Source organism: Ruegeria sp. AK4 (assembly GCF_056541025.1).
The window spans coordinates 413,165-438,548 of the sequence record NZ_JBQFXS010000003.1 but is presented as its reverse complement, the minus strand read 5'-3'; the positions used below and the strand labels follow the sequence as shown (position 1 = coordinate 438,548).

General features: G+C 61.5%; 32 protein-coding genes. 24 read left to right on the top strand and 8 right to left on the bottom strand.

Annotation, left to right across the window (positions count from 1 at the left end; genetic code table 11):
• Positions 1-63: 63 nt before the first annotated feature.
• Complete coding sequence (locus ACR0EZ_RS08610) at positions 64-807, top strand: aspartate/glutamate racemase family protein (protein WP_480612264.1); 744 nt, start codon at positions 64-66, stop codon at positions 805-807.
• A 34-nt stretch (positions 808-841) separates the two neighbouring features.
• Here ACR0EZ_RS08610 and ACR0EZ_RS08605 read toward each other — a convergent pair whose 3' ends face one another.
• Together ACR0EZ_RS08605 and ACR0EZ_RS08600 are read right to left on the bottom strand one after the other, a co-directional pair.
• On the bottom strand, positions 842-1,372 hold the full coding sequence (locus tag ACR0EZ_RS08605) for a prolyl-tRNA synthetase associated domain-containing protein (RefSeq protein WP_480612262.1): 531 nt from the start codon (positions 1,370-1,372) through the stop codon (positions 842-844).
• Positions 1,373-1,429: 57 nt separating this feature from the next.
• Complete coding sequence (locus tag ACR0EZ_RS08600; protein WP_480612261.1) at positions 1,430-1,819, bottom strand: hypothetical protein; 390 nt, start codon at positions 1,817-1,819, stop codon at positions 1,430-1,432.
• Positions 1,820-2,189: 370 nt separating this feature from the next.
• Here ACR0EZ_RS08600 and ffh point away from each other — a divergent pair, with 370 nt between their 5' ends.
• The 11 genes from ffh (at position 2,190) to ACR0EZ_RS08545 (ending at position 8,988) form a co-directional block, all read left to right on the top strand.
• Complete coding sequence (gene ffh, locus ACR0EZ_RS08595) at positions 2,190-3,698, top strand: signal recognition particle protein (RefSeq protein ID WP_480612259.1); 1,509 nt, start codon at positions 2,190-2,192, stop codon at positions 3,696-3,698.
• Positions 3,695-4,249 carry a GNAT family N-acetyltransferase gene (locus ACR0EZ_RS08590; RefSeq protein WP_480612257.1) on the top strand — a complete coding sequence of 185 codons (555 nt, stop codon included), beginning with the start codon at positions 3,695-3,697 and terminating at the stop codon, positions 4,247-4,249. The genes ffh and ACR0EZ_RS08590 overlap by 4 nt, the downstream gene beginning before the upstream one ends.
• Complete coding sequence (locus ACR0EZ_RS08585) at positions 4,246-4,785, top strand: GNAT family N-acetyltransferase (RefSeq protein WP_480612255.1); 540 nt, start codon at positions 4,246-4,248, stop codon at positions 4,783-4,785. Before ACR0EZ_RS08590 ends, ACR0EZ_RS08585 begins: the two co-directional genes overlap by 4 nt.
• Positions 4,782-5,078 carry a chorismate mutase gene (locus ACR0EZ_RS08580; protein WP_480612253.1) on the top strand — a complete coding sequence of 99 codons (297 nt, stop codon included), beginning with the start codon at positions 4,782-4,784 and terminating at the stop codon, positions 5,076-5,078. The genes ACR0EZ_RS08585 and ACR0EZ_RS08580 overlap by 4 nt, the downstream gene beginning before the upstream one ends.
• 42 nt (positions 5,079-5,120) lie before the next feature.
• Positions 5,121-5,510: a 30S ribosomal protein S16 gene (gene rpsP, locus ACR0EZ_RS08575; protein WP_480612251.1), complete on the top strand. Its 390-nt coding sequence runs from the start codon at positions 5,121-5,123 to the stop codon at positions 5,508-5,510.
• Positions 5,511-5,523: 13 nt separating this feature from the next.
• Entirely contained in the window at positions 5,524-6,159 is a 636-nt protein-coding gene (gene bluB / locus ACR0EZ_RS08570; protein WP_480612250.1) for a 5,6-dimethylbenzimidazole synthase, read from the top strand.
• 4 nt (positions 6,160-6,163) lie between these two features.
• Positions 6,164-6,310 carry a hypothetical protein gene (locus ACR0EZ_RS08565; protein ID WP_480612249.1) on the top strand — a complete coding sequence of 49 codons (147 nt, stop codon included), beginning with the start codon at positions 6,164-6,166 and terminating at the stop codon, positions 6,308-6,310.
• Positions 6,303-6,806: a ribosome maturation factor RimM gene (rimM, locus tag ACR0EZ_RS08560; protein ID WP_480612247.1), complete on the top strand. Its 504-nt coding sequence runs from the start codon at positions 6,303-6,305 to the stop codon at positions 6,804-6,806. Before ACR0EZ_RS08565 ends, rimM begins: the two co-directional genes overlap by 8 nt.
• A complete protein-coding gene (locus tag ACR0EZ_RS08555) occupies positions 6,806-7,618 on the top strand; it encodes a hypothetical protein (protein WP_480612246.1) in 813 nt (270 codons plus the stop codon). The genes rimM and ACR0EZ_RS08555 overlap by 1 nt, the downstream gene beginning before the upstream one ends.
• Complete coding sequence (trmD, locus tag ACR0EZ_RS08550) at positions 7,618-8,427, top strand: tRNA (guanosine(37)-N1)-methyltransferase TrmD (RefSeq protein WP_480612245.1); 810 nt, start codon at positions 7,618-7,620, stop codon at positions 8,425-8,427. Before ACR0EZ_RS08555 ends, trmD begins: the two co-directional genes overlap by 1 nt.
• Positions 8,428-8,565: 138 nt before the next feature.
• On the top strand, positions 8,566-8,988 hold the full coding sequence (locus ACR0EZ_RS08545) for a hypothetical protein (protein WP_480612244.1): 423 nt from the start codon (positions 8,566-8,568) through the stop codon (positions 8,986-8,988).
• Here ACR0EZ_RS08545 and ACR0EZ_RS08540 read toward each other — a convergent pair.
• On the bottom strand, positions 8,985-9,788 hold the full coding sequence (locus ACR0EZ_RS08540) for a glycoside hydrolase family 25 protein (RefSeq protein ID WP_480612243.1): 804 nt from the start codon (positions 9,786-9,788) through the stop codon (positions 8,985-8,987). The genes ACR0EZ_RS08545 and ACR0EZ_RS08540 overlap by 4 nt on opposite strands.
• Positions 9,789-10,160: 372 nt before the next feature.
• On the opposite strand from ACR0EZ_RS08540, the gene rplS reads away from it, so the two are divergent.
• Together rplS and rpmE are read left to right on the top strand one after the other, a co-directional pair.
• A complete protein-coding gene (gene rplS / locus ACR0EZ_RS08535; RefSeq protein WP_170575547.1) occupies positions 10,161-10,544 on the top strand; it encodes a 50S ribosomal protein L19 in 384 nt (127 codons plus the stop codon).
• Between the two features lie 11 nt (positions 10,545-10,555).
• The gene (gene rpmE, locus ACR0EZ_RS08530) at positions 10,556-10,777 is read left to right on the top strand and encodes a 50S ribosomal protein L31 (protein WP_480612242.1); all 222 of its coding nucleotides are present in this window, start codon (positions 10,556-10,558) and stop codon (positions 10,775-10,777) included.
• A 119-nt stretch (positions 10,778-10,896) separates the two neighbouring features.
• Here rpmE and ACR0EZ_RS08525 read toward each other — a convergent pair whose 3' ends face one another.
• Positions 10,897-11,796, bottom strand: coding sequence for a LysR family transcriptional regulator (locus tag ACR0EZ_RS08525; RefSeq protein ID WP_480612241.1), 900 nt, complete (start codon positions 11,794-11,796; stop codon positions 10,897-10,899).
• Between the two features lie 79 nt (positions 11,797-11,875).
• On the opposite strand from ACR0EZ_RS08525, the gene ACR0EZ_RS08520 reads away from it, so the two are divergent.
• Positions 11,876-12,073, top strand: a complete 198-nt coding sequence (locus ACR0EZ_RS08520) for a hypothetical protein (protein ID WP_480612240.1) — start codon at positions 11,876-11,878, stop codon at positions 12,071-12,073.
• Here the strand turns inward: ACR0EZ_RS08520 and ACR0EZ_RS08515 are convergent.
• A complete protein-coding gene (locus ACR0EZ_RS08515) occupies positions 12,070-13,626 on the bottom strand; it encodes an MFS transporter (RefSeq protein ID WP_480612238.1) in 1,557 nt (518 codons plus the stop codon). The genes ACR0EZ_RS08520 and ACR0EZ_RS08515 overlap by 4 nt on opposite strands.
• A gap of 139 nt (positions 13,627-13,765) precedes the next feature.
• Positions 13,766-14,653: an AEC family transporter gene (locus ACR0EZ_RS08510; protein WP_480612237.1), complete on the bottom strand. Its 888-nt coding sequence runs from the start codon at positions 14,651-14,653 to the stop codon at positions 13,766-13,768.
• A 219-nt stretch (positions 14,654-14,872) separates the two neighbouring features.
• Here ACR0EZ_RS08510 and ACR0EZ_RS08505 point away from each other — a divergent pair, with 219 nt between their 5' ends.
• A complete protein-coding gene (locus ACR0EZ_RS08505) occupies positions 14,873-15,682 on the top strand; it encodes a division plane positioning ATPase MipZ (RefSeq protein WP_480612235.1) in 810 nt (269 codons plus the stop codon).
• Between the two features lie 117 nt (positions 15,683-15,799).
• Entirely contained in the window at positions 15,800-16,522 is a 723-nt protein-coding gene (locus ACR0EZ_RS08500) for a DUF1868 domain-containing protein (RefSeq protein ID WP_480612410.1), read from the top strand.
• 67 nt (positions 16,523-16,589) lie between these two features.
• Here the strand turns inward: ACR0EZ_RS08500 and ACR0EZ_RS08495 are convergent, their stop codons facing one another.
• The gene (locus ACR0EZ_RS08495; RefSeq protein WP_480612233.1) at positions 16,590-17,825 is read right to left on the bottom strand and encodes an adenylate/guanylate cyclase domain-containing protein; all 1,236 of its coding nucleotides are present in this window, start codon (positions 17,823-17,825) and stop codon (positions 16,590-16,592) included.
• Between the two features lie 59 nt (positions 17,826-17,884).
• Complete coding sequence (locus ACR0EZ_RS08490; RefSeq protein ID WP_480612231.1) at positions 17,885-18,337, bottom strand: MarR family winged helix-turn-helix transcriptional regulator; 453 nt, start codon at positions 18,335-18,337, stop codon at positions 17,885-17,887.
• 57 nt (positions 18,338-18,394) lie between these two features.
• Here ACR0EZ_RS08490 and hmgA point away from each other — a divergent pair, with 57 nt between their 5' ends.
• From hmgA to maiA, 7 genes are all read left to right on the top strand, one after another.
• Positions 18,395-19,750: a homogentisate 1,2-dioxygenase gene (gene hmgA / locus ACR0EZ_RS08485; protein ID WP_480612229.1), complete on the top strand. Its 1,356-nt coding sequence runs from the start codon at positions 18,395-18,397 to the stop codon at positions 19,748-19,750.
• A complete protein-coding gene (locus ACR0EZ_RS08480) occupies positions 19,747-20,370 on the top strand; it encodes a LysE family translocator (protein ID WP_480612227.1) in 624 nt (207 codons plus the stop codon). Before hmgA ends, ACR0EZ_RS08480 begins: the two co-directional genes overlap by 4 nt.
• Before the next feature lie 36 nt (positions 20,371-20,406).
• A complete protein-coding gene (fahA, locus tag ACR0EZ_RS08475) occupies positions 20,407-21,663 on the top strand; it encodes a fumarylacetoacetase (RefSeq protein ID WP_480612225.1) in 1,257 nt (418 codons plus the stop codon).
• An 84-nt stretch (positions 21,664-21,747) separates the two neighbouring features.
• The gene (locus tag ACR0EZ_RS08470) at positions 21,748-22,698 is read left to right on the top strand and encodes an MBL fold metallo-hydrolase (RefSeq protein WP_480612223.1); all 951 of its coding nucleotides are present in this window, start codon (positions 21,748-21,750) and stop codon (positions 22,696-22,698) included.
• 134 nt (positions 22,699-22,832) lie between these two features.
• Positions 22,833-24,443 (top strand): FAD-dependent oxidoreductase, encoded by a 1,611-nt coding sequence (locus tag ACR0EZ_RS08465; RefSeq protein ID WP_480612222.1) that lies wholly within the window; start codon positions 22,833-22,835, stop codon positions 24,441-24,443.
• Positions 24,444-24,448: 5 nt separating this feature from the next.
• Positions 24,449-24,646, top strand: coding sequence for a DUF2783 domain-containing protein (locus ACR0EZ_RS08460; protein ID WP_480612220.1), 198 nt, complete (start codon positions 24,449-24,451; stop codon positions 24,644-24,646).
• Between the two features lie 12 nt (positions 24,647-24,658).
• A complete protein-coding gene (maiA, locus tag ACR0EZ_RS08455) occupies positions 24,659-25,297 on the top strand; it encodes a maleylacetoacetate isomerase (protein WP_480612219.1) in 639 nt (212 codons plus the stop codon).
• The last annotated feature ends 87 nt before the right edge of the window (positions 25,298-25,384 follow it).

Below are 25,384 nucleotides of genomic sequence, written 5' to 3'. Positions count from 1 at the left end.
GTCAACGCCACGTGAAACGTCCAGTCTGCGCCGGAACGGCAACAGTCAGACTGGACGTTTCATATGAAAAAGATCGGCATTCTGGGCGGCGTCGGCTGGGCCTCGACCGTGGACTACTACCGGGCTATCGCCGAAGGCGCAGGGCGTTATTTCGCCCGGCGCGGCCACGGTTCCCCCCTTCCCATCCCGCCCATGACCATCGAGTCCGTCACCCAAGCCAAAACCCGCGCCCTGCGTGGTGTGGCGGGGGACGAGGCCAGTTGGGCCGCTTTCGACGCGGTGTTTCGCGATGCCCTGCTGACGCTGGAAGGCGCGGGTTGCGATTTCGGCATCATCGCCTCGAACACGCCGCATGCGCGTTTGCACGCTATCCGTCAGGGCGTGTCGATGCCCATCCTCAGCATCTTCGACGCCACCGCCGAGGTCACCGCCGCAAGCGGGGCCGCGAATGCGTTGGTTCTGGGCACCACAGTCACCATGCAGGCCACCAACTACGCCGACCGTCTGGCCGCAGATGGCATCCGCGCAAATGACCACCTGCCCGAAGGCGAAATCGCCGAAATGCAGGCCATGATCGACTCGGATTTTTACGGCGGCGCATCCGATACCGCCCACAGCCGCTTGCTGGCGTTCTGCAACCGCCACGCAACACCGGGAACCGCGATCCTGCTCGCCTGCACCGAGCTGCCCCTGGCCTTTCCCGATCACCTCGACGACCCGGTATTTGAGGCAGACGGCCACCTGTTCATAAACCCCTCGGCCGCCCATGTCGCAGCCGCTTTGAACACAGCCCTGGCCGAAGCCTAATGCACGAACCTTCTTGGGGCTGAAAATACTTCCGTCAGGGCAGCCAGCCCACCTCGCACCCGATCCGATCGAAAAACGCCATCAGATCAGCGCGCGGCAGCACCACGGTTCGGTCGTTGACCAGCGGATGCATGTTGACGACATCCGCCTCTTGCGCCGCTGCGTCCATGAAAAAGCGGACGTTGTTCTGCACCCCGTTGATCATCGCCAGCGGGCTGACCGCACCGGGGCGGATGCCGAGGTTCTGCATCAGCCGCTCCGCCGATCCGAAGGACAGGTTGCCCACACCCAGCTCCGCCCCCAGCGCCTTGAGGTCGATCTGGCGGCTTTGTTCCAGCGTCACCAGATAGTTGCGCTTTTTCCTGTCGCGCAAATACAGGTTCTTGAGCCGCAACGTGTTTTCGCCCGGCACCAGAAACTGATCCTCGACCGATTTCGCGTCCTCGACTGTGCGCAAAGGGACGTGGGTATGCAGGCGATAGGCAAGCCCCCACGCGTCAAGCCGCGCCAACAGCGCGTCGGAACTAATGGGCAGGCTGTCCTGAAAAGCGGATGAGGCGTCCATTCTGATCTCCTGACGCGGTGTTTGCCGCGCTGTGCCACAGAACGGACCCGCCCGCAATCAGTCGAAATGCAGTTCGAACCCCGGCAGGGTCACGAAAGGCGCGCGGAAATTGTCGCCGATGAAATAGTACAGCCCCTGCTCTGCATCCTGCGCGATGTCAAAGCAGCCGTAATCCTGTTCAGCCCACAGCCCGGTCCAGCTCGAGCAATACTGATCCCCTTCAATCTTGTACCGCGCCTCGGACGGGGCGGCATCGCCCTCCTTGATCCACAGGGTCAGGCCCGATGGGGCAAAATACTGGCGGGTTTCGACCCCGTAATGCAGCCCCTTGATCGTGGTGCCTTGCAACAGCGTTTCAATCTCGGCCGAGGACAGGGTCTTTTCGGCGGCATAGCTGGCAGAAGCAGCGCAGATCAGGGCTGCTGCGGCAAGAGTTTTGGAGAACATGGGAAACCTCTTTGGGGATTAATCACGCTTCATATCCTTGAAACCTACTGACGCCGCGTGTCAAAAAGCTCAACTCAAGCCCCCTCACGATCCCGTGAGAGCATGGCCGGCGGGATAACCGGCTTTTGGCGCGCCAGGTTGACTCTGTCCGCCAATCGGCCTAAAGCCCCACCCAGACATCCGGAAGAGCCTAACCTTCCGGTCCCTTGAGTCGTTCAGGGATCGCCCCCCACCAGCGAGTTTCGCCCGTGGGGGCAATGCCATTTGGCAGGCCCGCACGTTTATCCGTGCACTTGGGGCAATTGTGTATTCAACCGGTGTTTCCTACCTAGGAAGCGCCACATCTAAACCGGCATAGGAGGCCGAAGGCATGTTTGAAAATCTATCCGAACGCCTCTCTGGCGTCTTTGACCGGCTGACCAAACAGGGTGCACTGTCCGAAGAAGACGTCAAAACCGCCCTGCGCGAGGTCCGGGTGGCCCTGCTTGAGGCCGACGTTTCCCTGCCGGTGGCGCGTGAGTTCGTCAAGAAAGTGCAGGAACAGGCGACCGGTCAGGCCGTCACCAAGTCGATCACCCCCGGCCAGCAGGTCGTCAAGATCGTACATGACGCGCTGGTCGACACGCTGCGCGGCGAGGAAGACCCCGGCAAGCTGAAGATCGACAACCCTCCCGCGCCGATCCTGATGGTCGGCCTGCAGGGCTCGGGAAAGACGACCACCACCGGTAAGCTGGCGAAACGCCTGAAAGAGAAAGAGGGCAAGAAGGTCCTGATGGCCTCGCTCGACGTCTATCGCCCGGCGGCGATGGATCAGTTGGCGGTTCTGGGTACGCAGGTCGGTGTCGATACACTGCCGATCGTGCCCGGCCAGAAACCCGTCGACATCGCCAAACGCGCCAAGCAGCAGGCGACGCTGGGCGGCTATGACGTCTATATGCTCGATACCGCGGGCCGTCTGCATATCGACGAGGTTCTGATGGACGAGGTCGAGCAGGTCCGCAACGCGGTCGACCCGCGCGAGACCCTGCTGGTGGTCGACGGCCTGACCGGTCAGGTCGCCGTCGAAGTGGCCGAGGAATTCGACGCGAAGGTCGGCATCTCGGGCGTGGTCCTGACCCGGATGGATGGTGACGGACGCGGCGGTGCGGCGCTGTCGATGCGCGCGGTCACCGGCAAACCCATTCGCTTTGTCGGTCTGGGCGAGAAGATGGACGCGCTCGAAACCTTCGAGCCGGACCGGATCGCCGGACGTATTCTGGGCATGGGCGATATCGTGGCCCTGGTCGAAAAGGCCCAGGAAACGATGGAGATCGAACAGACCGAGCGCATGATGAAGCGCATGGTCAAGGGTCAGTTCAACATGAACGACCTGAAAATGCAGCTGGAACAGATGATCCAGATGGGCGGCATGCAGGGCATGATGGGCATGATGCCCGGCATGGGCAAAATGGCCAAGCAGATGGATCAGGCGGGTCTCGACGACAAGATCCTGCGCCAGCAGATCGCCATGATCCAATCCATGACCAAACGCGAACGCGCCAACCCGCAGCTACTGCAGGCGAGCCGCAAGAAGCGGATTGCAGCCGGTTCAGGGATGGAGGTCAGCGACCTCAACAAGCTGCTCAAGATGCACCGGCAGATGTCGGACATGATGAAAAAGATGGGCAAGATGGGCAAAGGCAAGATGCTGAAACAGGCCATGAAAGGCATGTTCGGCAAAGGCGGCCCCAGCCCTGAGGATATGGCGGCGGGCATGGACCCCAAGGCGCTGGAACAGGCGGCCAAGGCGATGGGCGGCAAGATGCCCGGCGGCCTGCCTGGTCTGGGCGGCGGCATGGGCCTGCCTCCGGGCCTCAGCGGGTTTGGGAAGAAGAAGTGAACCTGATCGCCGATCATATCCCCCGGCTTGAGACCGAGCGCCTGATTATGCGCGCCCCGTGCGAGGCTGACGTAAAAGCGATGGCAGAGTTCTTTGCCAGCGATGCCTCGAAATTTGTCGGTGGCCCCAAGCGGGAAGACGAAACGTGGCGGGCGCTCGCCATGCTTCTGGGGCATTGGGCCATTCGTGGCTACGGGTATTGGGGTGTCGAGGAAAAGGACACCGGCACCTATCTCGGACATGTCGGCCTTTGGTTCCCGCACAGTTGGCCCGAACCCGAGATTGGCTGGACCTTGATGAACACCGCCACCGGCAAGGGCTATGCGACCGAGGCCGCGCTGGCCGCGCGCGCGCATGCCTATGATGCCCTGGGTTGGGACACGGCGATTTCCCTGATCGACCCGGACAATCTGAGCAGCAGGGCGTTGGCCAAACGCCTGGGTGCCACCTTTGACTACAATTACGAACATCCGGCGTTTGGGACCATGCAGGTCTGGCGGCATCCGGCACCGGGCGATCTGGTGAATGGCGGGATAGAGGCCTACGCATGACCTCGTTCACCATCCCCACCTTCGAGACCGAACGCCTGATCCTGCGAGCGCCGCATCCGGACGATCTGCCCGCGATGACCGCATTCTACGCGACCGAGCGCAGCCATATGGCCGGCGGACCCATGGACCCGTCCAAGTGCTGGAGCGCTTTGTCAGGCCGTCTGGGACATTGGGCGCTGAAAGGGTTCGGCCTTTGGCATCTGACCGAGAAAGCCAGCAGCGCTTTCGTCGGATGGACCGGCATGATCGACGCCCCCGGCTGGGCCGAGCCCGAACTGGGCTGGGTGCTGATGGCCGAGGCCGAGGGCAAGGGGCTTGGTTTTGAAGCCGCAGCGGCGGCGCGCGACTATGCGGCGCGACATCAGGGGCTGAACGGCGTGATCTCGTACATCGCGCATCCCAATGACCGCTCGCGCGCGCTGGCCGAACGGCTTGGCGCAACGCTTGAGCTTGAGGATGGCGAGCTGTTGGGCAAACGCGCCCAGATCTGGCGTCACCCGCAGATCGACCTGACCACCGAGAGGACCGGCCAATGACCAACCCCGTGACACAGGCTGCCACGCTGCTGAAAGAGCACCGCGAAAGCATCGACCGGCTGGACGCGATCCTTGTCTATACGCTGGGCGAACGGTTCAAGCACACGCAGGCCGTCGGCAAGCTGAAAGCGACACACGACCTTCCCCCGTCCGATCCCACGCGCGAAGCGGCGCAGATCGCACGGTTAGAAGACCTGGCGAAAGAGGCCGATCTGGACCCCGACTTCGCCAAGGCTTTCCTGAATTTCATCATTCAGGAAGTCATCCGACACCACAAGAAGCATCAGAACTAAACCGGGCTTACCCCGGATACGCCATTCAAAGGAGATACCACCATGGCAATGAAAATTCGTCTCGCCCGCGGCGGCTCGAAAAAACGTCCCTTCTATCGCATCGTTGCGGCTGACAGCCGCATGCCGCGCGATGGCCGTTTCATCGAGAAACTGGGCACCTACAACCCGCTGCTGCCGAAAGACAGCGAAGAGCGCGTGAAAATGAACATGGAGCGTATCCAGTACTGGCTGGATCAGGGCGCACAGCCCACCGACCGGATCGCACGTATGCTGGAAGCCGCCGGTACCCGCGAAAAGGCCGAGCGTAACAACCCCAACAAGGGCACACCGGGCAAGAAAGCTCAGGAACGCGCGGAAGAGAAAGCGGCCAAGGCAGTTGAGGCAACCGAAGCTGAAGAAGCGCCTGCTGAAGAAGCGGCTGCAGAAGAATAAGCAGGCGGGTGCCGTGCGGGATCAGACTTTCACCGACGATTTTCGCACGCAGTTCGACCTGTTGCTGCGGCTCCGGCGCGACGTGCGCCGGTTCCGCACCGACGCGATTGATGAGGCAGTGCTGACGCGCTGCCTCGACGCGTTTCGGCTGGCCCCTTCGGTGGGGCTGAGCCAACCCTGGCGCGTAATCCGCGTCGAAAGTCAGGCCGCGTGGGATGCGGCCTTGAAGAATTTCCAGACCGCAAACGCCCAGGCGCTGGACGGCTATTCCGGTGAAAAGGCGCAGCTTTACAGCCAGTTGAAGCTTTCGGGCATGCAAGAAGCCCCGGTGCAGCTGGCCGTGTTCTGCGACGACGCCACCGACAAGGGCATGGGTCTGGGCGCGGGCACGATGCCCGAAATGCGGCGCTATTCGGTGGTTTCGGCCATCACCCTGTTCTGGCTTGCGCTGCGAGCCGAAGGGTTGGGGCTGGGCTGGGTGTCCATTCTGGACCCCGACCAGATGGCGCGTGATCTGGACGTGCCCGAGACCTGGCGCCTGATCGGCTATTTCTGCGTCGGATACCCGGAAACCCCGTCGGACACGCCGGAACTGGAACAGGTCGGCTGGGAAATCCGCGACGACGCTTTGCCCATCGAGGTGCGCTAGGGCCATGTTCGGACTATTACGCCTTCCCATCCTGCTGCTGATCGCCTTTATTGTCGGCGTGTTCTTCGAACGTTCGAACCAGCGCGAAGCATGCGAAGGCGTCGGGCAATGGCGCGACGGATTATGTGTAACGGAAGGCCAAAATGAGTGATCTGATCTGCGTCGGCAGCATTGCAGGATCATACGGCGTGCGTGGCGAAGTGCGGCTGAAAAGCTATTGCGCTGTTCCCGAAGATATCGAGGCCTATTCGCCCCTGACCGACGACTCCGGCAAGGACCGCTATCCGCTTGTCCTGACCCGGGCGATCAAGAACGGTTTCGCTGCCCGGCTGGGCGGGGTGGAGACCAAGGAACAGGCCGACGCCCTGAAAGGCCTGCGCCTGTTTGCGCGGCGGGAACAACTGCCCTCGCTGCCCGATGACGAGTTCTACCACACCGACCTGATCGGGCTGGAGGTCTATGACACCGGCGGCACCCTTCTGGGCAAGGTCAAGGCGGTGCAGAACCACGGCGCGGCGGACCTGTTGGAATTGCAGGGGCCGGGGTTGAAAACCACCGTTCTGCTGCCGTTCACCTTGGAAAACGTCCCGACCGTCGATCTGGACTCGGGCCGGATCATCGCGGACCCGCCCGAAGGCCTGTTTTGATGCGGCGCGTTCTGCTGCATCTGGGTCTGCACAAAACCGGCACAACTGCGGCACAGTCGTTCCTTTACGAAAACCGGCAACTGATCTGGCCAAATTTCTCTCTGGTGCTGCCCTACAAGACCCGCAAGAGCGGATTGGCGGATGCCGCCACGCGCCACTCGATCTATCGGCTGGACGGAACGCTGGCCGATTTCGGTGGCCAGTTGAACGAATTTCTGGCCACGCTCGATTTTGGCACCCGCCGCGGCCTGATCCTGAGCGAAGAGAATTTCGCAGGGCTGCGCCCCAGCAGAAACAGCGCCGAGGGTTATGCGGCTGCCCCCGATCTGGCGGCCACTCTGGTCAGCGCCATTCGGCGTCGCCTGATCGGAGAGGATTTGAACATAACCGTCTACCTGTCCCTGCGCGAAAAGCCCGACTGGCTGCGCAGCCTGTGGGCGCATGATCTGCAACGTACGCGCCTTGTTCAGGATTTCGACGATTTTCGCGCCGGTCTCGATCACCTGCCCGCGCTGCACGAAACAGCCGAAGCGATCCGCGACGCGCTTCCCGAGGTCACTGTGCAGACGGAATGGCTGGAAGACCTGCGGCAGCGACGGTTCGGCCCCGGCGCGCCCTTTGCCGAATTCCTGAACCTGCCGTCTGACAAAGCCGCGCGGCTTGTGCCGCCGTCGAAAGCCAATACCGGCCTGTCGGGTTCGGTCTTGTCGGAAATGCTAGCGTTGAACCGGTCGGCGCTGGACGACGGCGCGTTAATGGCGCAAAAGAAGGCGCTTATTCAAACCGCGCAAGATGAACTGACCCGCCACTGATGACCGACACGCCCTCGAAATCTCATGGACGCAAGGCGATCCGCCCGACCCTGAAACCGCGTGAGCTGCTGACGCCCACGCCGGATTTGCACGGGGTGTGGAAGGCCAGGATCATCACGCTGTTCCCTTCGGCCTTTCCCGGCGTTCTGGGGGAAAGCCTGACCGGCAAAGCGCTGCAGGACGGGCTGTGGCAGCTGGAAACGGTAGACCTGCGCCAGTTTGGTATCGGCAAGCATCGCAATGTCGATGACACGCCCGCCGGCGGCGGCGCGGGCATGGTGCTGCGCGCCGATGTGTTGGGCGAGGCGATCGAACACACGATGGCAGATGTTCGGGGGAACTGGCCGCTGATCTACCTCAGCCCGCGCGGGCGCCGGATGGACCAGCGCATGATGCAAAACCTCGCGCGTTGCGATGGCATGACCTTGCTCTGTGGCCGGTTCGAAGGCGTCGATGAGCGGGTGCTGGAGCATTACGGCGTTCAGGAGGTCAGTCTGGGCGATTTCGTCATGACCGGCGGTGAGATCGCCGCACAGGCGCTGATCGACGCCACCGTGCGCCTGATCCCCGGCGTGCTGGGCAATCAGGCCTCGACCGAGGAGGAAAGCTTTTCCTCGGGCCTGCTGGAACACCCGCAATACACCCGCCCCGCCGAGTGGAAAGACCGCCCGATCCCCGAGGTTCTGATGTCCGGCCACCACGGGCGCATCGCCGAATGGCGGCACCAGATGGCCGAAGAGATCACCCGGGAACGGCGGCCCGACATCTGGGACGCCTACGTGAATTCCAAGGGCGACGCCGCCGACTGAACGGCGCGACTGTGACTTCCGGGCCGCAGGTGCAAAACTTGCGACGACACCATTTGAAGTTGATCAAAACGCGGGATACTCATCCTGTAGATCGACGAATTTTGAGTAGCCAAACAAGAAGAAAACCCAGACCAAATCATGAAAAAGATTGTACTTTTGAGCCTTCTGCTTGCCTCGGCTTGCAGCACAAAACCTCTTGCGCCTTCGGTTCCGACAAAAGACGGCCACAACGTGTATTCCGCCAAGGTTGCCGTTGATGGCTGCGCCCAGCAGGCCGATGAAGGCGGCACCAGCGCCGTTATTGGGGCCTATGCGACAAACATCCTGCTTTGGGGCATCATTATCGGCCCTGTGGCGACCGCCCCGTTCGAGGACCAGCTGCGGGCACAGGGCGAGATTGATCAGGTAGACCGCTGCATGCGCGAGCAGGGCTTTGAGCGCCGCGAACTGACCCAGGGCGAATCTTTCTGGCTTCGCAACTCATTCGGGCAAGAGCGTGAGCGGCGGCTGAATCACCTGATTGGCGGCGGAACGATCGAAACCTACGGATCGCCCACCTAAGACCCGCCCGCCTTCCACGCGGCCCAGTGTTCAGGCGTGCCGTTGAACGTGTTGATATCGACCCGTCCCTGCACGCCCGGCACCAACCCGGTGCCCGTGTACTGCCAGAACCGCCAGATCGTCCGCGGATAAACCTGACGCGGATGGCCTGCCACGGAGCGTAGCCAAAATTCGGTTTTCGGCAGGCGCGCGATGTCGGTGTCTTCGTAGAAGTCTACGGTCGTGTAGACAATCGGCCTGCGGCCGTAGTGACGTTCGAGGATATTCAGGAACCGCTGCGCCTCGGCCCGGACGGTTTTGCCATCGGGGCGCAGGGTACAGGTCTTGGAATGCGGGGTCCATTCCATGTCCAGCACATGTGGCAGATCGGCTCCTTTGGGGACATTCCTGATGAACCAGCGGGCCTGTTCATGCGCCGGGCGGCAGAAATAGTAGTAGTGATAAGCCCCCCACGGCACCCCCGCCGCCTGCGCGCCGCGCCGGTGATCGTCGAACAGCGGATCGGCCACATCGCCGCCTTCGGTCGCCTTGAGGAACGCAAAGCTGACGCCCGAGGCTTTGGCCCTGCGCCAGTCAATCGGCCCCTGCCAGCGCGAAACGTCCAGCCCGTGAATCGGATAATGGCCGGGATGCCGCCCGTCCCAGTCATGGGGGTCGGCGTCGCCGAAATCGGGATAGATCACCGACGGGGCCGTCCGGTCCACGACCTGTGACGGCTCGATCACCTGAGGTTGCGGGCCGCTTCGCCCGCAGGACAGAAGTACGGCCCCTGCAACGGCCAACGTAAGTGCAAATCGCATCGTTTGGGTCCTGCCTGAAATTTCTGCTCTTGTAATTGCCTTCAGAATGCCCGATCCGGCGGACAAGGCAACGGCGCATTTACCAGAGTGGCGAAAACCCACCGCCAGGCAATGCGATTTGGGCTTGATCCCCGTCCGCAAATTCCTTAAACGACCGCAATCCGGTGCCGCGCCAAGCGACTCCGGTGTTTTGGTTTGTTACATGGCGTGACGTCCCGCTTTCTTCGGCAAGGACGCGCCCGGGCAGACCGGACCAAAGGAACATTCGATCTGACCTCTGGCGGGCTGTGCGCAGAACCCGGTGAAGACCAAGAGCTCTCAGGCCGTGCCCAAACTTCGTGGACCAACCACGAGCAGATAGGAGTACCTGCGATGGACCTGATCGCACAGCTTGAGGCGGAACAGATTGCCGCCCTGGGGAAAGACATCCCCGACTTCAAAGCCGGTGACACCATCCGTGTCGGCTATAAGGTGACCGAAGGGTCGCGCACCCGTGTGCAGAACTACGAAGGCGTCTGCATCGCGCGCAAGAACGGCGAAGGCATCGCCGGATCGTTCACCGTCCGCAAAATCTCGTTTGGCGAAGGCGTGGAGCGTGTGTTCCCGCTGTATTCGACCAACATCGACAGCATCACCGTTGTCCGCCGTGGCCGCGTCCGTCGCGCCAAACTGTACTATCTGCGCACCCGTCGCGGTAAATCCGCACGTATCGCAGAAGTCACCAACTACAAGCCCAAGGCTGGCGCCGAGGCGTAAGGAGCGGAAAGATGAAAAAAGACATCCATCCCGATTATCACCTCATCGACGTCAAAATGACCGATGGCACCGTGGTTCAGATGAAATCCACCTGGGGCAAAGAAGGCGACCAGCTGGCCCTGGAAATCGACCCCTCCTCGCACCCTGCGTGGACCGGTGGCACGTCGCGTCTGCTGGACGCCGGCGGCCGTGTGTCGAAGTTCAAGAAGAAATACGAAGGTCTGGGTTTCTAAGCCAGACTTGGTTGAGATGCAAAAGGCCGTCCCTCGGGGCGGCCTTTTTTGTTGGGCTTCACGGTGGTTCCGCAGGCAGGCTTCAGCTCAGACGGCGCCGCGCTGCAAATCCCGCGGGTCTAATGCCCGGCTTGCACTGCATACCGCGCGGCATAGCGCGGGGCGACGAACCGGACGAATGCCTTGACCTCGGGCCGCTGATACGCCTCGGGTCCGATCAGCATCATGAACGGGCGGGAGAGTTCGGCAATGTTGTCGAAGCAGCGCAGGAAAGCCCTGTCGGTGTCCGCCCATCTGGCATGCACAAGCCCAAGGCCGCGACCTGCCTTGATCGCCGCGTGCAGCATCTCCAGATCGCTGAATGTATCGACGATCTGGTCGGGCTGAACGTGGCGCTGAATCCAGCGGGACAGGTCGTCTGCCGCGTCCTCGCGCCTGAATGTCACAAAACGGTGGCCCCGAAAATCGTCAGGTGATTTTGGCAGGCCGAAGCTGTCGGCATACCGGTGTCCGCCATAGAGCGCAAAATGCTCGGTTCCTATTTTGCGCCCGATCAGGCTTTCATCGGGCTCAGTCATTGTAACGCGGAACGCCACATCCGCTTCGCCTTCAAGCAGGTTCAGGACGCCGACGCCCAGCAGAAATTCGAGTTCCACCCCCGGATGCGAGGCGGCAAAGGCGCTGAAGATCTCCATCGACGGGTCGGTGAAATAGCTTGGTGCCGTGATACGGATCGGTCGCGGTTTCGCAAGCTCCTGCGATTTGGCGGCAAAAGCAGCGCATGCCTGTTCCACCGCCTCGGCCAGTGGCATCAAGTCCCGCGCCTGGGCGGTTGGCTGGAACCCTCGTGTATCGCGCACGAACAAGGTCAGATCGGCCTGGTGTTCCAATTGTTCGATACGCCGCGCCACCGTTGGCTGCGCAATGCCCAGCTTGCGGGACGCCGCCAGCGTCGACCCCTCTCTGACCACTGCCAGAAAGACGCGCAGGTCCGACCAGTTCCAGTGTTCGGTCTTCATTTTTGTAGAACAGCACAATTTCTTAACCAATACCAGAAAGCCCGGTGACGGATCATCCTTTTGGAAAAGGAGCAAGATTATGATGGCACCGTTCGATACCGACCTCCTGAAGCACACAGCCCAAAGGCATCAACTGCCCGACACGGCGGAAAGGATCGCCGCGCGCGCCAGACAAGACCCGCAATACAACAGCAGGCCTATTCCGGCCAATTGGCTGGAAGTGATCAGGCAGCATGTCCGGCGGCTTCTGCCTGCCTCCGGCCATACGGGGGCTTAATCCTTGGTCAGTTCCACCGCGCTGTGCAGTGGCGGCACCGGCCCTCTTACCAGCAACAGGGCCAGCACCATGGCAATCAGCGCCGCGATGGCGGCCACAAACATCGCGCTGTCAAACGCATTGTCCTGCAGATCACGCAGCGCCTCGGCCAGAGCCGTCCCGGTGCTCGGGTCCAGCCCCGCAATCAGTTGCTGCACCTGACCGGGCGTGCCGTGGGTCAGGGCGTGGGCCAGGTCTTCGCGCTGAGTCGACCCGGCGGGCAGCGCGTTGATCACCTCGGTCAGGCCGGAGCGGGTTGTGATGGCCTCGGCCAAGCCACCGACCACCGCGCCCATCGTCGCGCCGAAGTAGAGAAACGCGTTGATCACGCCTGACCCCTGCCCCATATGCTCTTCCGGCAGCAGGCGCAGGCCAAGACGGGGCAGCAGGGAAAAACAGATGCCGATCCCGACCCCGACGATCACCAGCTTCCACCAGATCTCGGCATAGTCCGTGGTGTTCGTGGTCGTCACCAGCAGCCAGAACCCGCAGGCCATCGCCGCCATTCCCAGAATAAGCGGCCATTGGAAACTATAGGGCGCAAGAAAGCGGGGCGCCGTGACCGAGATGACGAACATGCTGATGCTGAGCGGCAGGATCGAGATGCCCGCGTTGATGGACGAATAGCCGAACGTGTCGGGCGACTGCACGAACACGTTGAAATAGACGAAGAAGCAGAACAGCGTGAAGCCCGCAAAGAACATCCCCGCCGCCGCCATGAAGTACCGCGGATGCCGGAAATAGCGCAGCTCGATCAACGGATCATCGCTGCGCCGCGAGGTGATGACCAGCGCAACAGCAGCCACCGCAGCGATGCCAAGCGGCACAAGGGTCAGGGCAGTGTCCCAGCCCCGGCTCTCGCCATTGCTGAGGGCAAAGGATAGCGGGCCCAGCAGCAGGACAATGGCAATCGCGCCCGGATAGTCGAAGGTTGCCCCCTCCAGCCGGGTGTCCGGCACGTATTTTCGTTTGCTGACGCGCAGGCCGATATAGAACGCCACTGCCAGCAGGATCAGATCGGCGGCAAAAACCGCACGCCAGCTGATGTAATGGGCAAAGCTGCCGCCCACGATCGGCCCGACCCCGACGGCCAGCCCGACAATGGCGCCCCAGGCCCCGGTAACGCCTGCCCGCTGCGCCTCGGGCGTGGCGGCGGTCAGCACCGATAGCGAGGTTCCGAACAGCGCCGCAGCGCCCGCCCCCTGCGCCCCGCGCCCGATCAGCAGCATGGTGCCGTCCTGCGCAACCAAAACGGTGGCTGACCCGCAGGCAAAGACGATCATGCCAAAGAAGAACACGCCCATCTTGCCGGTTATGTCGCCAAGCCGGCTGACGATGGTGACAAGGGTAGCGCTGGCCACTGTGTAGATCGCCATCACCCATTGCAGCCCGGATGGCGTCAGGTCGAACTCGGCCTTGAGGTTGGGCAGGATGGTCGCAACGGCGGTGGTGTTGAAGCCGACGACCATCATGCAGATCGCCGTCATGGCCAGAACCACGCGGGGCCCGGTCATGTCGGATGGTTGATTGGACTCAGTGTTCGACATCAAAACGCCCCTGAAACCTGACCGAACCTTCAGGGCTCGGAAAATCTGTTTGCGGCTAACTTACAGACACTAAAACAAATTTCGATGGCTGCGCATAGGGGCCGCGTCAAATCCAATAGGACAGCGCCACCGGCAGGACGACAATCGTTGTCAGGGTCGAGACCAGAATGAACCCCGCCACATCAGGCCCGTATTCCGGCACATGCTGGTCGATGAACAGATAGGTCGCGACCGAGGAGGGCATCAGGCAGCACAGGATCAGCGCGCCGCGTTCGGCTCCGGTGAAGCCGAACAGCCAGATCAGGGTGCCGGCGATTGCGACGGCCATTGCCAGATGCAACACCGTCAGCAGGATCGCCCGGCCCAGACTTTTGATCCTCAGCGTGGCCAGAGTATGACCCAGCGTCAGCAGCATCAACGGGATCGACAGCCCGCCCAGAATGTCGAAGGATTTGGCAATCGGTTGCGGCAGGCTGGTGCCGGTTGCCATCAGGATCAGCGACAGGGCCACCGCATAGATGATCGGAGAGCTCGCCAGTTTCTTCGGCGAAAACGCCCCGGCGGGAATCCACATGCCGACCGTGAAGATGCTGACCAGCACGACAACGACAAAGCCCATCGTATAGGCCATGCCTGCATCGCCCAGCGCCAGCAGCGTGATCGGCAGGCCGATATTGCCCACATTGCCATGCATCAGCGGCGTCAGAAACGCCCGTACCGGCAGGCGCAGCGCCTTGAGCGCCACGAACCCCAGAACGCCGAATCCCGCAATCGCCAAGGCGGTGGCGGCCATCATGTCCAGAAAGGTGCCGACCGCCAGACTGGTGGTGGACAGGTGCGAGATAATCAGCGTCGGATAGCCGACCTTCGAGACGATCCCGCCAATCACCTTATTGTCGAACGGCGCCTTGATCAGCGCCAGACAATAGCCGATTCCGGCGCAGATCAGCACGGGCAGCACCACGTTCAGAACGTTCAGAAACAGGTGCTCCAACCCGCATTCTCCTTCCCGGACCCTGGGTTGAACAGTGAATCACGGGCCGCGCTTTGGCAAGCGCCTCTCTCGTAACCTGCGCTTCGCGTTCGGTTTTCCGGATTTGAGCCTGAGAAAGCCCCAAACTGCTGCTTGAGGTTCTTTTCTTCCCCGCAAACACAACATATAGTGGCCGACAACAACGTGTGGGCAAGCACGGCGGGACATGGGAATACAGGCATGGCACATATCATCGTAGTGGGGAACGAGAAGGGCGGCGCAGGCAAATCCACCGTCTCCATGCATGTGGCGACCGCGCTGGCGCGGCTGGGCCATAAGGTCAGCACGCTGGATCTGGACCTGCGCCAACGCAGCCTTGGCCGGTATTTCGAAAACCGCGGCAACTTTCTGAACGGCTCGGAGGTTGCCCTGCCCAGCCCCCGCCATCACGACCTGCCCGAGATCGACGCCAGCAAACTTAAACCGGGCGAGAACATCTATGACCACCGCCTGTCCGCCGCCGTGTCCGAACTGGAAAGCGACAGCGATTTCATCCTGATCGACTGCCCCGGCTCGCATACCCGCCTGAGTCAGGTGGCGCATTCGCTGGCCGACACGCTGATCACCCCGCTGAATGACAGCTTCATCGATTTCGACCTGCTGGCGCGGATCGACACGAAGGGCGAAAAAATCCTCGGGCCGTCAGTCTATTCCGAGATGGTCTGGAACGCGCGGCAATTGCGGGCGCAGGCTGGGCTGAAACCCATCGACTGGGTCGTCGTGCGCAACCGGGTCGGCACCCAGCGCATGGTCAACAAGGAAAAGATGCAGCGCGCGATCGAAATGCTGTCGCAACGCATCGGCTTCCGCGTCGCCTCGGGCTTTTCCGAGCGGGTCATTTTCCGCGAACTGTTTCCGCGCGGCCTAACCCTGCTGGACCTCAAGGATATCGGGGTCAAGCAATTGAACATCTCGAACATCGCCGCGCGGCAGGAATTGCGCGACATGATGAAAGAATTGAACCTGCCGGGGGTTGAGATCGATTTTTGATCGGCAACGCATTGGAGCCAGCGGCATCGCACGTCGCGACGGGCAGGTTTTGCAGCGTTCCGTCACGACTTTGCAATAGTTTCCAACTAGCACTGGTCGAAAATCAGGAGGTTGGCGGTGTCACTACGTATCGAGTTAACGCAATTTGCTACAAGCCGGAATTCAGCGGCCCCACGGCGGTTCGGTCAGCGGTATGATGCAGATAAATTCTTACCGGAAGCCGGCAATACGGTTGTTTGCCATCTTGATTTCGACGCGCCGGCCCACAAGGCGGTTTTGGACGCGCGCGCACGGATAATGGCTCTGCCCGAGGCGAACCGCTTTCTTTTTACCCCTGCGGAAAGCCTGCACATGACGGTGTTTGAAGGGGTCATTGAAACCCGCAGGACACCGGACGCATGGCCCGGCGATCTTGACCGGACAGCCTCGGTCGACAGCGTCACCGAGGCATTGATCACACGGCTTGCCCGGTTCTCTCCACCCTCCGGATTTGCCGTGCGCGTGGCGGGGCTAAGCCCGACGGGCCTTTGGCTTGAAGGTGTCACCGAACAAGATGCGGTAGGGCTGCGCGAGTGGCGAGAGGCCCTGACGGCACCTTTCGCATATCGTCATGATAACCACGACGCCTATCAGCACCATATGACCTTCGCTTATCCAATTGGGTGGCTTCCGGATTCGGTCCTACCTGATTGGGAAGCCGAGTTGACCGCAATTCTGTCGGATCTGGTCGAGGCAGCGCCGGTCATTCCACTCAATCCGCCCGCATTTTGCAAGTTCGCGGATATGACGTATTTCGAGGAGCTCATGGTTCTTGATGCGGATCGGTTAAATCCGCGCTGAGCTTCGATTCTTGTGCGGTCGGGCCATCCTTACGGGCGGACCTGTCCGGCTTACCTCAACACGCGCTCTAATCCGCCGCGTTATAAACCGTAAACAACTCCTTCGGCTCTGCCACACCGCGCAGCATGTAGCGGCCCAACGAGATCAATTCTTGGCCGCAGGGCTGCGCCGCGCGGGCGACGTCGTCCGAGATCAGGATGCGCTGGCCCAGCGACCGGTGCATGCCCGCAATGCGGGCAGCCTGGTTGACGGCCGGACCGATCACGGTGAAATCAAGACGGCTTTCGGCCCCGATATTGCCATACAGGATCTCTCCGGCATGCAGCGCCAGCGTATAGTTGCACACCAGCTGGCCGTCCCCGGTCCGACGGGCGTTCAACTCGGCCATTTTGTCCTGCAGCATCACCACCGCCTCGAGCGCCGCGCGGGCGTCTGCGTCGATGTCGCCAATATCGAACATGGCCATCAGCCCGTCGCCCATGAATTTGAGGATACTGCCATCGCATTTGTGAACCACATCGACCGCCACGGCCAGATAGTCGTTCAGCATGTCGATGATCTCGGCACCCGGCAATTCCTCGGACAGGCTGGTGAAGCCTTCCAGATCGAAGTTCCAGATCACCGCATCGATCTGCTGAAGCGAGCCGCGCCGGATTTCGCCCGACAGCACCCGCTGCCCCGCGTCGCGCCCCAGATAAATCCGCATCAGGTCCCGCGAGATCCGCGCGCTGGAGGCTGACTTCAGCGCCAGACCAAGATGCGGCAGGGCGGTGTTGATCAGGTCCAGATCACCCTCGCCAAACCCTTCGGGCGCATTGCTGGCCCAGGACAGAAGCACGCCGCCCACGGCCTTTTTGGTGTCTGTCGGGCTGCTATGTGTCGGCGTGTCGAAAATCACGCCGGTTGCGAAATATTCGGTCGCGCCGATTTCGCGCAGATCGTTCAGCAAGGGATAACGGCTGGGCTGGTTCTGATCGACCATGCGTTCGTGCACGACATCGAGACCTTTGTGCAGGATCGCGTACAGGGGGCTCTGCTGCCACATCTCGCTGGCTTCTTCGGAATAGGCGAATGTTTCGACCTCACCGCCCTTGTCCTGATACCAGCTATACCCGGTTCCGCCATAAACCGGGTGCAAGGCCGATTGCGCGGCGTGAAACCGCATCAGCGGTACGCCGTATTCAAGCAGCTTGTTGCAATAACCGTCCAGCAATTCTTCTTTGTCCGCGCCGTCCAGTCCGCGCATTATCAGCCAGTCAATCAGATCAGTTGCATTCGCCGCGTTGGGGTCCGGGGCTGTCATATCACCTTCCTGTGTCCGCTCAGGTATCATCTGGGGGCCGGTGCATCGAATTTCCAGAGTTACGGCATTCCAGCCAGTCGCCGCAACATACGGCGCAGCAAATCAGCCTCATCCTCGCTGAACAGACCCGCAAGTTTGCCGTCATATTGCTCGGCAATCCCGCGCAGCTCGCGATACACCGTCTGGCCCGAGGGAGTCAGGGTCAACCATTCGACCCGGCGGTCCTTTTCATCGCGCGTCCGCTTAAGATACCGGCGCTGTTCCAGCTTGTGTACCGCACGGCTGACCTTGGTTTTGTGAATCCTGGCCCGTTCCCCGATATCCCTGGCGGTCAGTTCACCGAAAATACCCAGGTGAAACAGCACCCGCCATTCCGTGCGCAGCATCCCGTAGCGGCTTTTATACACGCGCTGAAATTCCAGCGAGGCCTCCTCGGCCGCCTGATTCAACAGGAACGGCAGGAAATTTTGCAGGTTAAAGTCATCTTTTTTGTCGGAATCGTCATTTGTCATCCTTGTTAGTTACAAAATCAACTATTATCCGACAAGCAGCAAACGGAGGAACACAGTATGAATCGTCCGACTGATCCGCATACTTTGACCCAGGCCGCAACGCCTGTCGGCACCCATGCCGGCTATATGCCCGGCTTTGGAAACGACTTTGAGACCGAGGCCCTGCCCGACGCGCTGCCGCAGGGCATGAACAGCCCGCAGCGCTGCAATTATGGCCTGTACGGAGAGCAGCTGAGCGGCACCGCCTTTACCGCCAACCCGCCCGAGCGCACGTGGTGCTATCGCATCCGCCCCTCGGTAAAGCATTCACATCGTTACGAAAAGATCGATCTTCCCTACTGGAAATCGGCCCCCTGCATCGATCCGGATGTGATCAGCCTTGGCCAGTACCGCTGGGATCCGGTGCCGCATTCCGACAGCGGATTGACCTGGCTGACCGGCATGCGCAGCATGACCACGGCGGGGGATGTTAACACGCAGGTCGGCATGGCCAGCCATATCTATCTGGTCACGGAATCGATGGTTGATGACTATTTCTTCTCAGCCGATTCCGAATTGCTGGTGGTCCCACAGGAAGGCCGCCTACGCTTTGCGACCGAGCTGGGGATCATCGATCTGGAGCCAAAGGAAATCGCCATCCTGCCGCGCGGGCTGCTGTACCGGGTCGAGGTTCTGGAAGGCCCCGCCCGCGGCTTTGTCTGCGAGAATTACGGGCAGAAATTCGAACTGCCGGGCCGTGGCCCGATCGGGGCCAATTGCATGGCCAATCCGCGCGATTTCAAAGCGCCGGTCGCGGCGTTCGAAGACCGCGAGGTACCCTCGACCGTGACGATCAAATGGTGCGGTCAGTTCCACACCACCAGGATCGGCCACAGCCCGCTGGACGTTGTGGCGTGGCACGGCAATTACGCGCCCTATAAATACGACCTGCGCACCTATTGCCCGGTCGGCGCGATCCTGTTCGACCACCCCGACCCGTCGATCTTTACGGTTCTGACCGCGCCTTCGGGGCAACCGGGCACCGCCAATATCGACTTTGTCCTGTTCCGCGAGCGCTGGATGGTAATGGAGGATACGTTCCGCCCACCCTGGTATCACAAGAACATCATGTCCGAGCTGATGGGCAACATTTACGGCCAGTACGACGCCAAACCGCAGGGCTTTGTCCCCGGCGGCATGAGCCTGCACAACATGATGATCCCGCATGGGCCCGACAAGGATGCGTTTGAAAAGGCGTCCTATTCCAACCTCGGCCCGGACAAGCTGGACAACACCATGTCCTTCATGTTCGAAACCCGCTTCCCGCAGCATCTGACCGCTTTCGCGGCCACCGAGGCCCCGCTGCAGGATGACTATATCGACTGCTGGACATCGCTTGAGAAGAAATTCGACGGCACACCGGGTAAGAAATGAGCGTCGAGACCTGGATCACCTATGTCGTCACGGTCCTGCTGCTGATGAGCACGCCCGGCCCCAGCCAGTTGCTGATGCTGTCGAACGCGGCAACCAATGGGCTGCGGCGCGGGCTGTTCACCGCTGCAGGCGATCTGACGGCCAACCTGCTGCAAATGCTGGCTGCCGGGCTGGGCCTTGCCGCGCTGATTGCGACATCGGCGCACGCGCTGACCGTGATCAAATGGCTGGGCGTTGCCTATCTCGTGTTCCTCGGGCTGCGACAGATAATGCGGGCCAAGAGCAACGCCGCAGGGGTTGCCCCCAAGGCCAGCCGCAAAGCACTGTGGATGCAGGGGTTTATTACCTCTGCCGCGAACCCGAAAGCCGTGGTATTCTTCGCGGCTCTGTTTCCGCTGTTCATCGACCCGGCGCTGCCGTTCTGGCCTCAGTTCGCGGTGCTTTCGGCCACCTACCTGATCCTCGACGGGCTGTTTCTGACCGCCTATGGCGGCAGCGCAAGCTGGCTGGCCGCGCGGCTCAGGGGGCCGGCAAAACTGTGGCTGGACAGAATTGGCGGCAGCTTCATGATACTCGCAGCGATCCTGCTGGGGCTGAAATCCCTTCGCACGACCTCGTAGACACATGCGCACGCGCAACTGACATAAGGACAAACCATGCCTTTGATGAAATCCTGGGTGACATCGGCCAATGACGCGGCGCATCCCTTTCCGCTGAACAACCTGCCCTATGGGGTTTTCTCGACCGCTGGCGACGACCCGCGCTGCGGTGTGGCCATCGGCGATATGATGCTGGATGTGACCACAGCCGAGGCCGAAGGGCTGATCGAACTGGGCGAAGAGCCCCTGTTCGACCTGCCCTTCTGGAACCCGCTGATGGAGGAAGGCCCGGCCGTCTGGGCCGCGCTTCGCAACCGCCTGACCGCCCTTCTGGCCGAAGGCTCAGCAGATCAGGCCCGCGTCGAACCCCTGCTGGTCGCCCAAAACGAAGCCGAGATGCACTTGCCCTTCGCCGTCAGCGAATACACCGACTTCTACGCAGGTCGCCATCACGCCCAGAATGTCGGCACCATGTTCCGTGGCCCGGAAAACGCGCTGCCGCCGAACTGGCTGCATATCCCCATCGGATATAATGGCCGCGCATCCTCGGTCGTTGTGTCGGGCACGGATATCCGCCGTCCGTGGGGGCAACTGAAATCCCCCGATAAGGACGTCCCCGCCTTTCTGCCCAGCCGCCGCTTCGACATCGAACTGGAAATGGGCGCGATCGTTGGCACGCCCTCTGACGGCCCGATCTCGGTGCAGGAAGCGGATGACAACATCTTCGGCTACGTGCTGCTGAACGACTGGTCCGCCCGCGACATCCAGGCTTGGGAGTACCAGCCGCTCGGCCCGTTTCAGGCCAAGGCCGCCGCAACTTCGATCAGCCCGTGGATCGTGACCAAAGCCGCGCTGGAGCCGTTCCGCTGCGACACCCCGGCGCGCGAGTTTGAATTGCTGGATCACCTAAAAGACTGCGGCCCGATGCTCTATGACATCGACCTGTCCGTGACGATGGCCCCGCAGGGCCAGGGCGCAACCACCATCGCGCGCACGAATTACAACCAGATGTACTATTCCGCCGCACAGCAACTGGCGCATCACTCGACTTCGGGCTGCCCAATGAACACAGGCGATCTGCTGGGCTCGGGCACAATCTCGGGACCCACCAAGCCCGAGCGCGGCTCGCTGCTGGAACTCAGCTGGGGCGGCAAGGAACCCCTGACGCTCGACACCGGCGAAACCCGCAGCTTTATCGAGGATGGCGACACCCTGACCCTGACCGGCGCGGCCAAAGGCGACGGTTACGTGATCGGGTTCGGCGACTGCGTTGGCACCGTCCTGCCCGCATTGGACAACCCCTACGAAAAATGAACCCAACACTTCATCTTTTCCAAAATACTCCCGCCGGAGGCATCCCGAACCCACCCCGGCGCAACGGTAAAGGACCAGAACCAGATGACCAAAGCATTCGCGTCCCAAGGGGACATGTCGGAAAAAAAGATCAGCTTCACCGAGGTCGGCGAAGGGCTCTATGCCTTCACCGCCGAGGGCGACCCCAACTCGGGCGTCATCATCGGCGATGACAGCGTGATGATTGTCGAGGCGCAGGCGACCCCGCGTTTGGCCAGCAAGGTGATAGAATGTGTGCGCTCGGTAACCGACAAACCGATCACCCATGTTGCGCTGACCCACTATCACGCGGTTCGCGTTCTGGGGGCCAGTGCCTTTGGCGCGCAGCAGATCCTGATGTCGGACATGGCGCGCGCCATGGTCGTGGAACGCGGGCAAGAGGACTGGGACAGCGAATTCCAGCGTTTCCCGCGCCTCTTTGAAGGGCATGAAAGCATCCCCGGACTGACCTGGCCCACCACCACCTTCAGCGACACGATGACGGTTTATCTGGGCAACCGCAGGGTCGATCTGATGCATCTGGGCCGGGCCCATACGGCGGGTGATATCGTGATCCATGTGCCCGATCAGAACGTCATGTTCACCGGTGACATCGTCGAATACCACTCGGCCTGCTATTGCGGCGACGGGCATTTCAACGACTGGGGTGATACGCTGGACGAAATCAAATGGTTCGATGTGGACGCCATCGCTCCGGGACGGGGGGACGCCCTGATCGGTAAGGACATGGTCAACGCGGCCATCGAAAATACCCGCGATTTTGTCGAAAGCACTTATCGTCCGGCAGCCAAGGTGGCCGCGCGCGGAGGCAGCCTGAAAGAAGCCTGGGACGCGGTGCGCGCCGCATGCGACCCGAAATTCGCCGATTACGCGATCTATGAGCATTGCCTGCCGTTCAACGTCGCCCGCGCCTATGACGAGGCACGTGGCATCGACACGCCCCGCATCTGGACCGCCCAGCGCGATCTGGAGATGTGGGAGGCGCTGCAGGGCTGAGAAACCGCTGCGTTTGATCCAGATCGTTTTCCCGACCGGGAATCGATGAAACCATAGATGCGAGGCCACCTGCACCTGCTGCCGGTCGGCAAACCAGCTCCGCTTCGGCGCATCAGGATTGAAGGGGGAGACCCATGAACAAGATCTTTGAAGTTCCGCTATACGCCTATGACCGCAGCCCCGATCAGGACGCCGCCGCGCCGGTTCGGCACAAGGTCATCGTGATCGGAGCAGGCCCGGTCGGACTGGCCGCCGCGATTGACCTTGCGCAGCAAGGGGTCGAGGTCGTGGTGCTGGATGAAAACGACAAGGTCAGTTTCGGCAGCCGCGCCATCTGTTTTTCCCAGCGCACGCTTGATATCGCCCATCGGCTGGGGCTGGGGCAGCCCCTTGTGGACAAGGGCGTCCAGTGGGATCGCGGCAAGGTGTTTTTCGACAATCGGCAGGTCTATGATTTCGACCTGCAGCCGGAAGAAGGCTTTGCCAACCCCGCCTTCATCAACTTGCAGCAATATTACCTGGAACAGTTCCTGGTGGACCGCGTACGCGCGTTGCAAGCCGACGGCGCACCACTCGACCTGCGTGGCTGCAACAAGGTCGAGGCCATCGGCCTGCACGACGATCACGTCCGGCTCGAGGTCGAAACGCCCGAAGGCCCCTATACGGTCGAGGCCGAGTGGCTGGTTGCCTGCGACGGGGCCAATTCTCCGACCCGGCGGATGCTGGGGATAGATTTCGACGGGCGCGTGTTCGAAGACAATTTTCTGATTGCCGACGTGATCATGGAGGCCGATTTCCCTTCGGAACGCTGGTTCTGGTTCGATCCGCCCTTCAACAAGGGGCAATCGGCGCTGTTGCACAAACAGCCGGACAATGTCTGGCGCATCGACCTGCAACTGGGATGGGACATCGACAAAGAGCGCGAGAAACAGCCCGAAAACGTGATCCCACGCCTCAAGGCGATGCTGGGTGAGGATGTTGAGTTTCAGCTTGAATGGGTTTCGATCTACACGTTCCAGTGCCGCCGGATGCAAAGCTTCCGCAAGGGCCGCGCCCTGTTTGCCGGGGACAGCGCCCATCAGGTCAGCCCGTTTGGGGCGCGCGGGGCCAATTCGGGCCTGCAGGACACCGACAACCTGTGCTGGAAACTGAAACTGGTGCTGGACGGCAACGCTCCGGAAAGCCTGCTGGACAGCTACGATACCGAACGGGTTCAGGGCGCGGACGAGAATATCCGGAAATCCAGCAGCTCGACCGATTTCATCACCCCGAAATCCGAGATGTCGCGCCTTTTGCGGGATGCGGTTCTGGATCTCAGCGAATCCTATGAATTCGCGCGCCCGCTGGTTAATTCCGGCCGGTTGAGCGTGCCGTGCACCTATGACGGATCACCGCTGAATTCTGCGGATGCGCTGGACGGGCCGACCGGAACGCGCCCGGGCTCGGCCTGCCCAGATGTACCGTTGGGGGAAGAATTCCTGCTACCCAAACTCGAAGGCCGGTTTACCCTGCTGACGATTGACGCCGACGCGCCTGATTTGCTTGAGGAAAACGGGGTTCAGATCACGCGGCTGGCGCTTTCGGTCAAGGACGACCCGACGCAGGCGTTGAAACGGCGCTATCTGGGTGACGCATCCAGCGCCGTCTACCTGATCCGCCCTGACCAGCATGTGGCGGCCCGGCGCGACACGTATGAAGAAAACGCCTTTCGGCATGCCGTCCGCCGTGCCATCGGCAAGGAGTAAGCGATATGACCGATCTGATCCTCTCCCCGAATATCGAAAACGCCGACGATTTCTATGCGGATTTGCTGGCGGCGCATGAAGGGTTGGACAAGGCCGATAGCGACGCGCTGAATGCGCGCCTTGTTCTTGTTCTGGCCAACCATATCGGCGATGCTTCGGTCCTGACGCAGGCCATTCAGGCCGCGTCGCTGCAGAAACCCTGACGGAGACGGTGGTTGAGCGAGGTTGTTCTTTTCGATTACTGGCGCTCGTCGGCCAGTTACCGGGTCCGGATTGCGCTGAATCTGGCCGGAATCGCCTATCAGGCCGTTTCGGTAGACCTGACCAGCGGCGAGCACCGGGGCGCCGCGCATCTGGCGCGCAACCCGCAGGGCCTGGTTCCGGTGCTGGAGATTGACGGGCGGCGGCTGACACAGTCGCTGGCCATTCTCGAATATCTCGATCAGACCCGGCAGATGGGGCTGCTGCCCAATGATCCCGCGGCGCGCGCCCAGGTTCAGGCGCTGGCGCATTCGATCGCGGTTGATATCCATCCAGTCTGCAACCTGTCGGTCGCACGGTACGCCACGGCGCTTAGCGCCGACGCCTCGGGCATGCCCGGCGACTGGATGCGGCACTTCATTCAACCGGGGCTGGCGGCGTTCGAGGCGTTGCTGGGCGGGTTCGGCCAAGCCCCCTATTGCGCCGGATCGCAGCCCGGTCTGGCCGATCTCTGCCTGATCCCGCAGTTATACAACGCCCGCCGGTGGCAGGTCGATCTGTCAGACATGCCGCGCCTGAGGGGCGTCGAGGCCGCCTGTGCCGAGCATCCGGCTTTTGCGGCGGCGCATCCCGACAGGCACGCGCCCGCGTAAATGCCGCACAGACCCTGTGTGCAGGTGCGGATGGGCAGAGCGGGCGGGTTCGCCTAGCTTGGACATGTAAGATAAAATGAGGTCCCG

Bases quoted from the DNA above. Each gene is read 5' to 3' on its own strand.
- ACR0EZ_RS08490 (WP_480612231.1), bottom strand. From the start codon at position 18,337: ATGACAAATGACGATTCCGACAAAAAAGATGACTTTAACCTGCAAAAT.
- ffh (WP_480612259.1), top strand. From the start codon at position 2,190: ATGTTTGAAAATCTATCCGAACGCCTCTCTGGCGTCTTTGACCGGCTG.
- ACR0EZ_RS08580 (WP_480612253.1), top strand. From the start codon at position 4,782: ATGACCAACCCCGTGACACAGGCTGCCACGCTGCTGAAAGAGCACCGC.
- ACR0EZ_RS08505 (WP_480612235.1), top strand. From the start codon at position 14,873: ATGGCACATATCATCGTAGTGGGGAACGAGAAGGGCGGCGCAGGCAAA.
- trmD (WP_480612245.1), top strand. From the start codon at position 7,618: ATGACCGACACGCCCTCGAAATCTCATGGACGCAAGGCGATCCGCCCG.
- ACR0EZ_RS08545 (WP_480612244.1), top strand. From the start codon at position 8,566: ATGAAAAAGATTGTACTTTTGAGCCTTCTGCTTGCCTCGGCTTGCAGC.
- ACR0EZ_RS08525 (WP_480612241.1), bottom strand. From the start codon at position 11,796: ATGAAGACCGAACACTGGAACTGGTCGGACCTGCGCGTCTTTCTGGCA.
- ACR0EZ_RS08515 (WP_480612238.1), bottom strand. From the start codon at position 13,626: ATGACCGGGCCCCGCGTGGTTCTGGCCATGACGGCGATCTGCATGATG.
- rimM (WP_480612247.1), top strand. From the start codon at position 6,303: ATGAGTGATCTGATCTGCGTCGGCAGCATTGCAGGATCATACGGCGTG.
- ACR0EZ_RS08605 (WP_480612262.1), bottom strand. From the start codon at position 1,372: ATGGACGCCTCATCCGCTTTTCAGGACAGCCTGCCCATTAGTTCCGAC.
- ACR0EZ_RS08585 (WP_480612255.1), top strand. From the start codon at position 4,246: ATGACCTCGTTCACCATCCCCACCTTCGAGACCGAACGCCTGATCCTG.
- rpmE (WP_480612242.1), top strand. From the start codon at position 10,556: ATGAAAAAAGACATCCATCCCGATTATCACCTCATCGACGTCAAAATG.
- ACR0EZ_RS08460 (WP_480612220.1), top strand. From the start codon at position 24,449: ATGACCGATCTGATCCTCTCCCCGAATATCGAAAACGCCGACGATTTC.
- rpsP (WP_480612251.1), top strand. From the start codon at position 5,121: ATGGCAATGAAAATTCGTCTCGCCCGCGGCGGCTCGAAAAAACGTCCC.
- ACR0EZ_RS08540 (WP_480612243.1), bottom strand. From the start codon at position 9,788: ATGCGATTTGCACTTACGTTGGCCGTTGCAGGGGCCGTACTTCTGTCC.
- rplS (WP_170575547.1), top strand. From the start codon at position 10,161: ATGGACCTGATCGCACAGCTTGAGGCGGAACAGATTGCCGCCCTGGGG.
- ACR0EZ_RS08555 (WP_480612246.1), top strand. From the start codon at position 6,806: ATGCGGCGCGTTCTGCTGCATCTGGGTCTGCACAAAACCGGCACAACT.
- ACR0EZ_RS08610 (WP_480612264.1), top strand. From the start codon at position 64: ATGAAAAAGATCGGCATTCTGGGCGGCGTCGGCTGGGCCTCGACCGTG.
- ACR0EZ_RS08520 (WP_480612240.1), top strand. From the start codon at position 11,876: ATGATGGCACCGTTCGATACCGACCTCCTGAAGCACACAGCCCAAAGG.
- hmgA (WP_480612229.1), top strand. From the start codon at position 18,395: ATGAATCGTCCGACTGATCCGCATACTTTGACCCAGGCCGCAACGCCT.
- ACR0EZ_RS08480 (WP_480612227.1), top strand. From the start codon at position 19,747: ATGAGCGTCGAGACCTGGATCACCTATGTCGTCACGGTCCTGCTGCTG.
- ACR0EZ_RS08495 (WP_480612233.1), bottom strand. From the start codon at position 17,825: ATGACAGCCCCGGACCCCAACGCGGCGAATGCAACTGATCTGATTGAC.
- ACR0EZ_RS08565 (WP_480612249.1), top strand. From the start codon at position 6,164: ATGTTCGGACTATTACGCCTTCCCATCCTGCTGCTGATCGCCTTTATT.
- fahA (WP_480612225.1), top strand. From the start codon at position 20,407: ATGCCTTTGATGAAATCCTGGGTGACATCGGCCAATGACGCGGCGCAT.
- ACR0EZ_RS08465 (WP_480612222.1), top strand. From the start codon at position 22,833: ATGAACAAGATCTTTGAAGTTCCGCTATACGCCTATGACCGCAGCCCC.
- ACR0EZ_RS08600 (WP_480612261.1), bottom strand. From the start codon at position 1,819: ATGTTCTCCAAAACTCTTGCCGCAGCAGCCCTGATCTGCGCTGCTTCT.
- ACR0EZ_RS08470 (WP_480612223.1), top strand. From the start codon at position 21,748: ATGACCAAAGCATTCGCGTCCCAAGGGGACATGTCGGAAAAAAAGATC.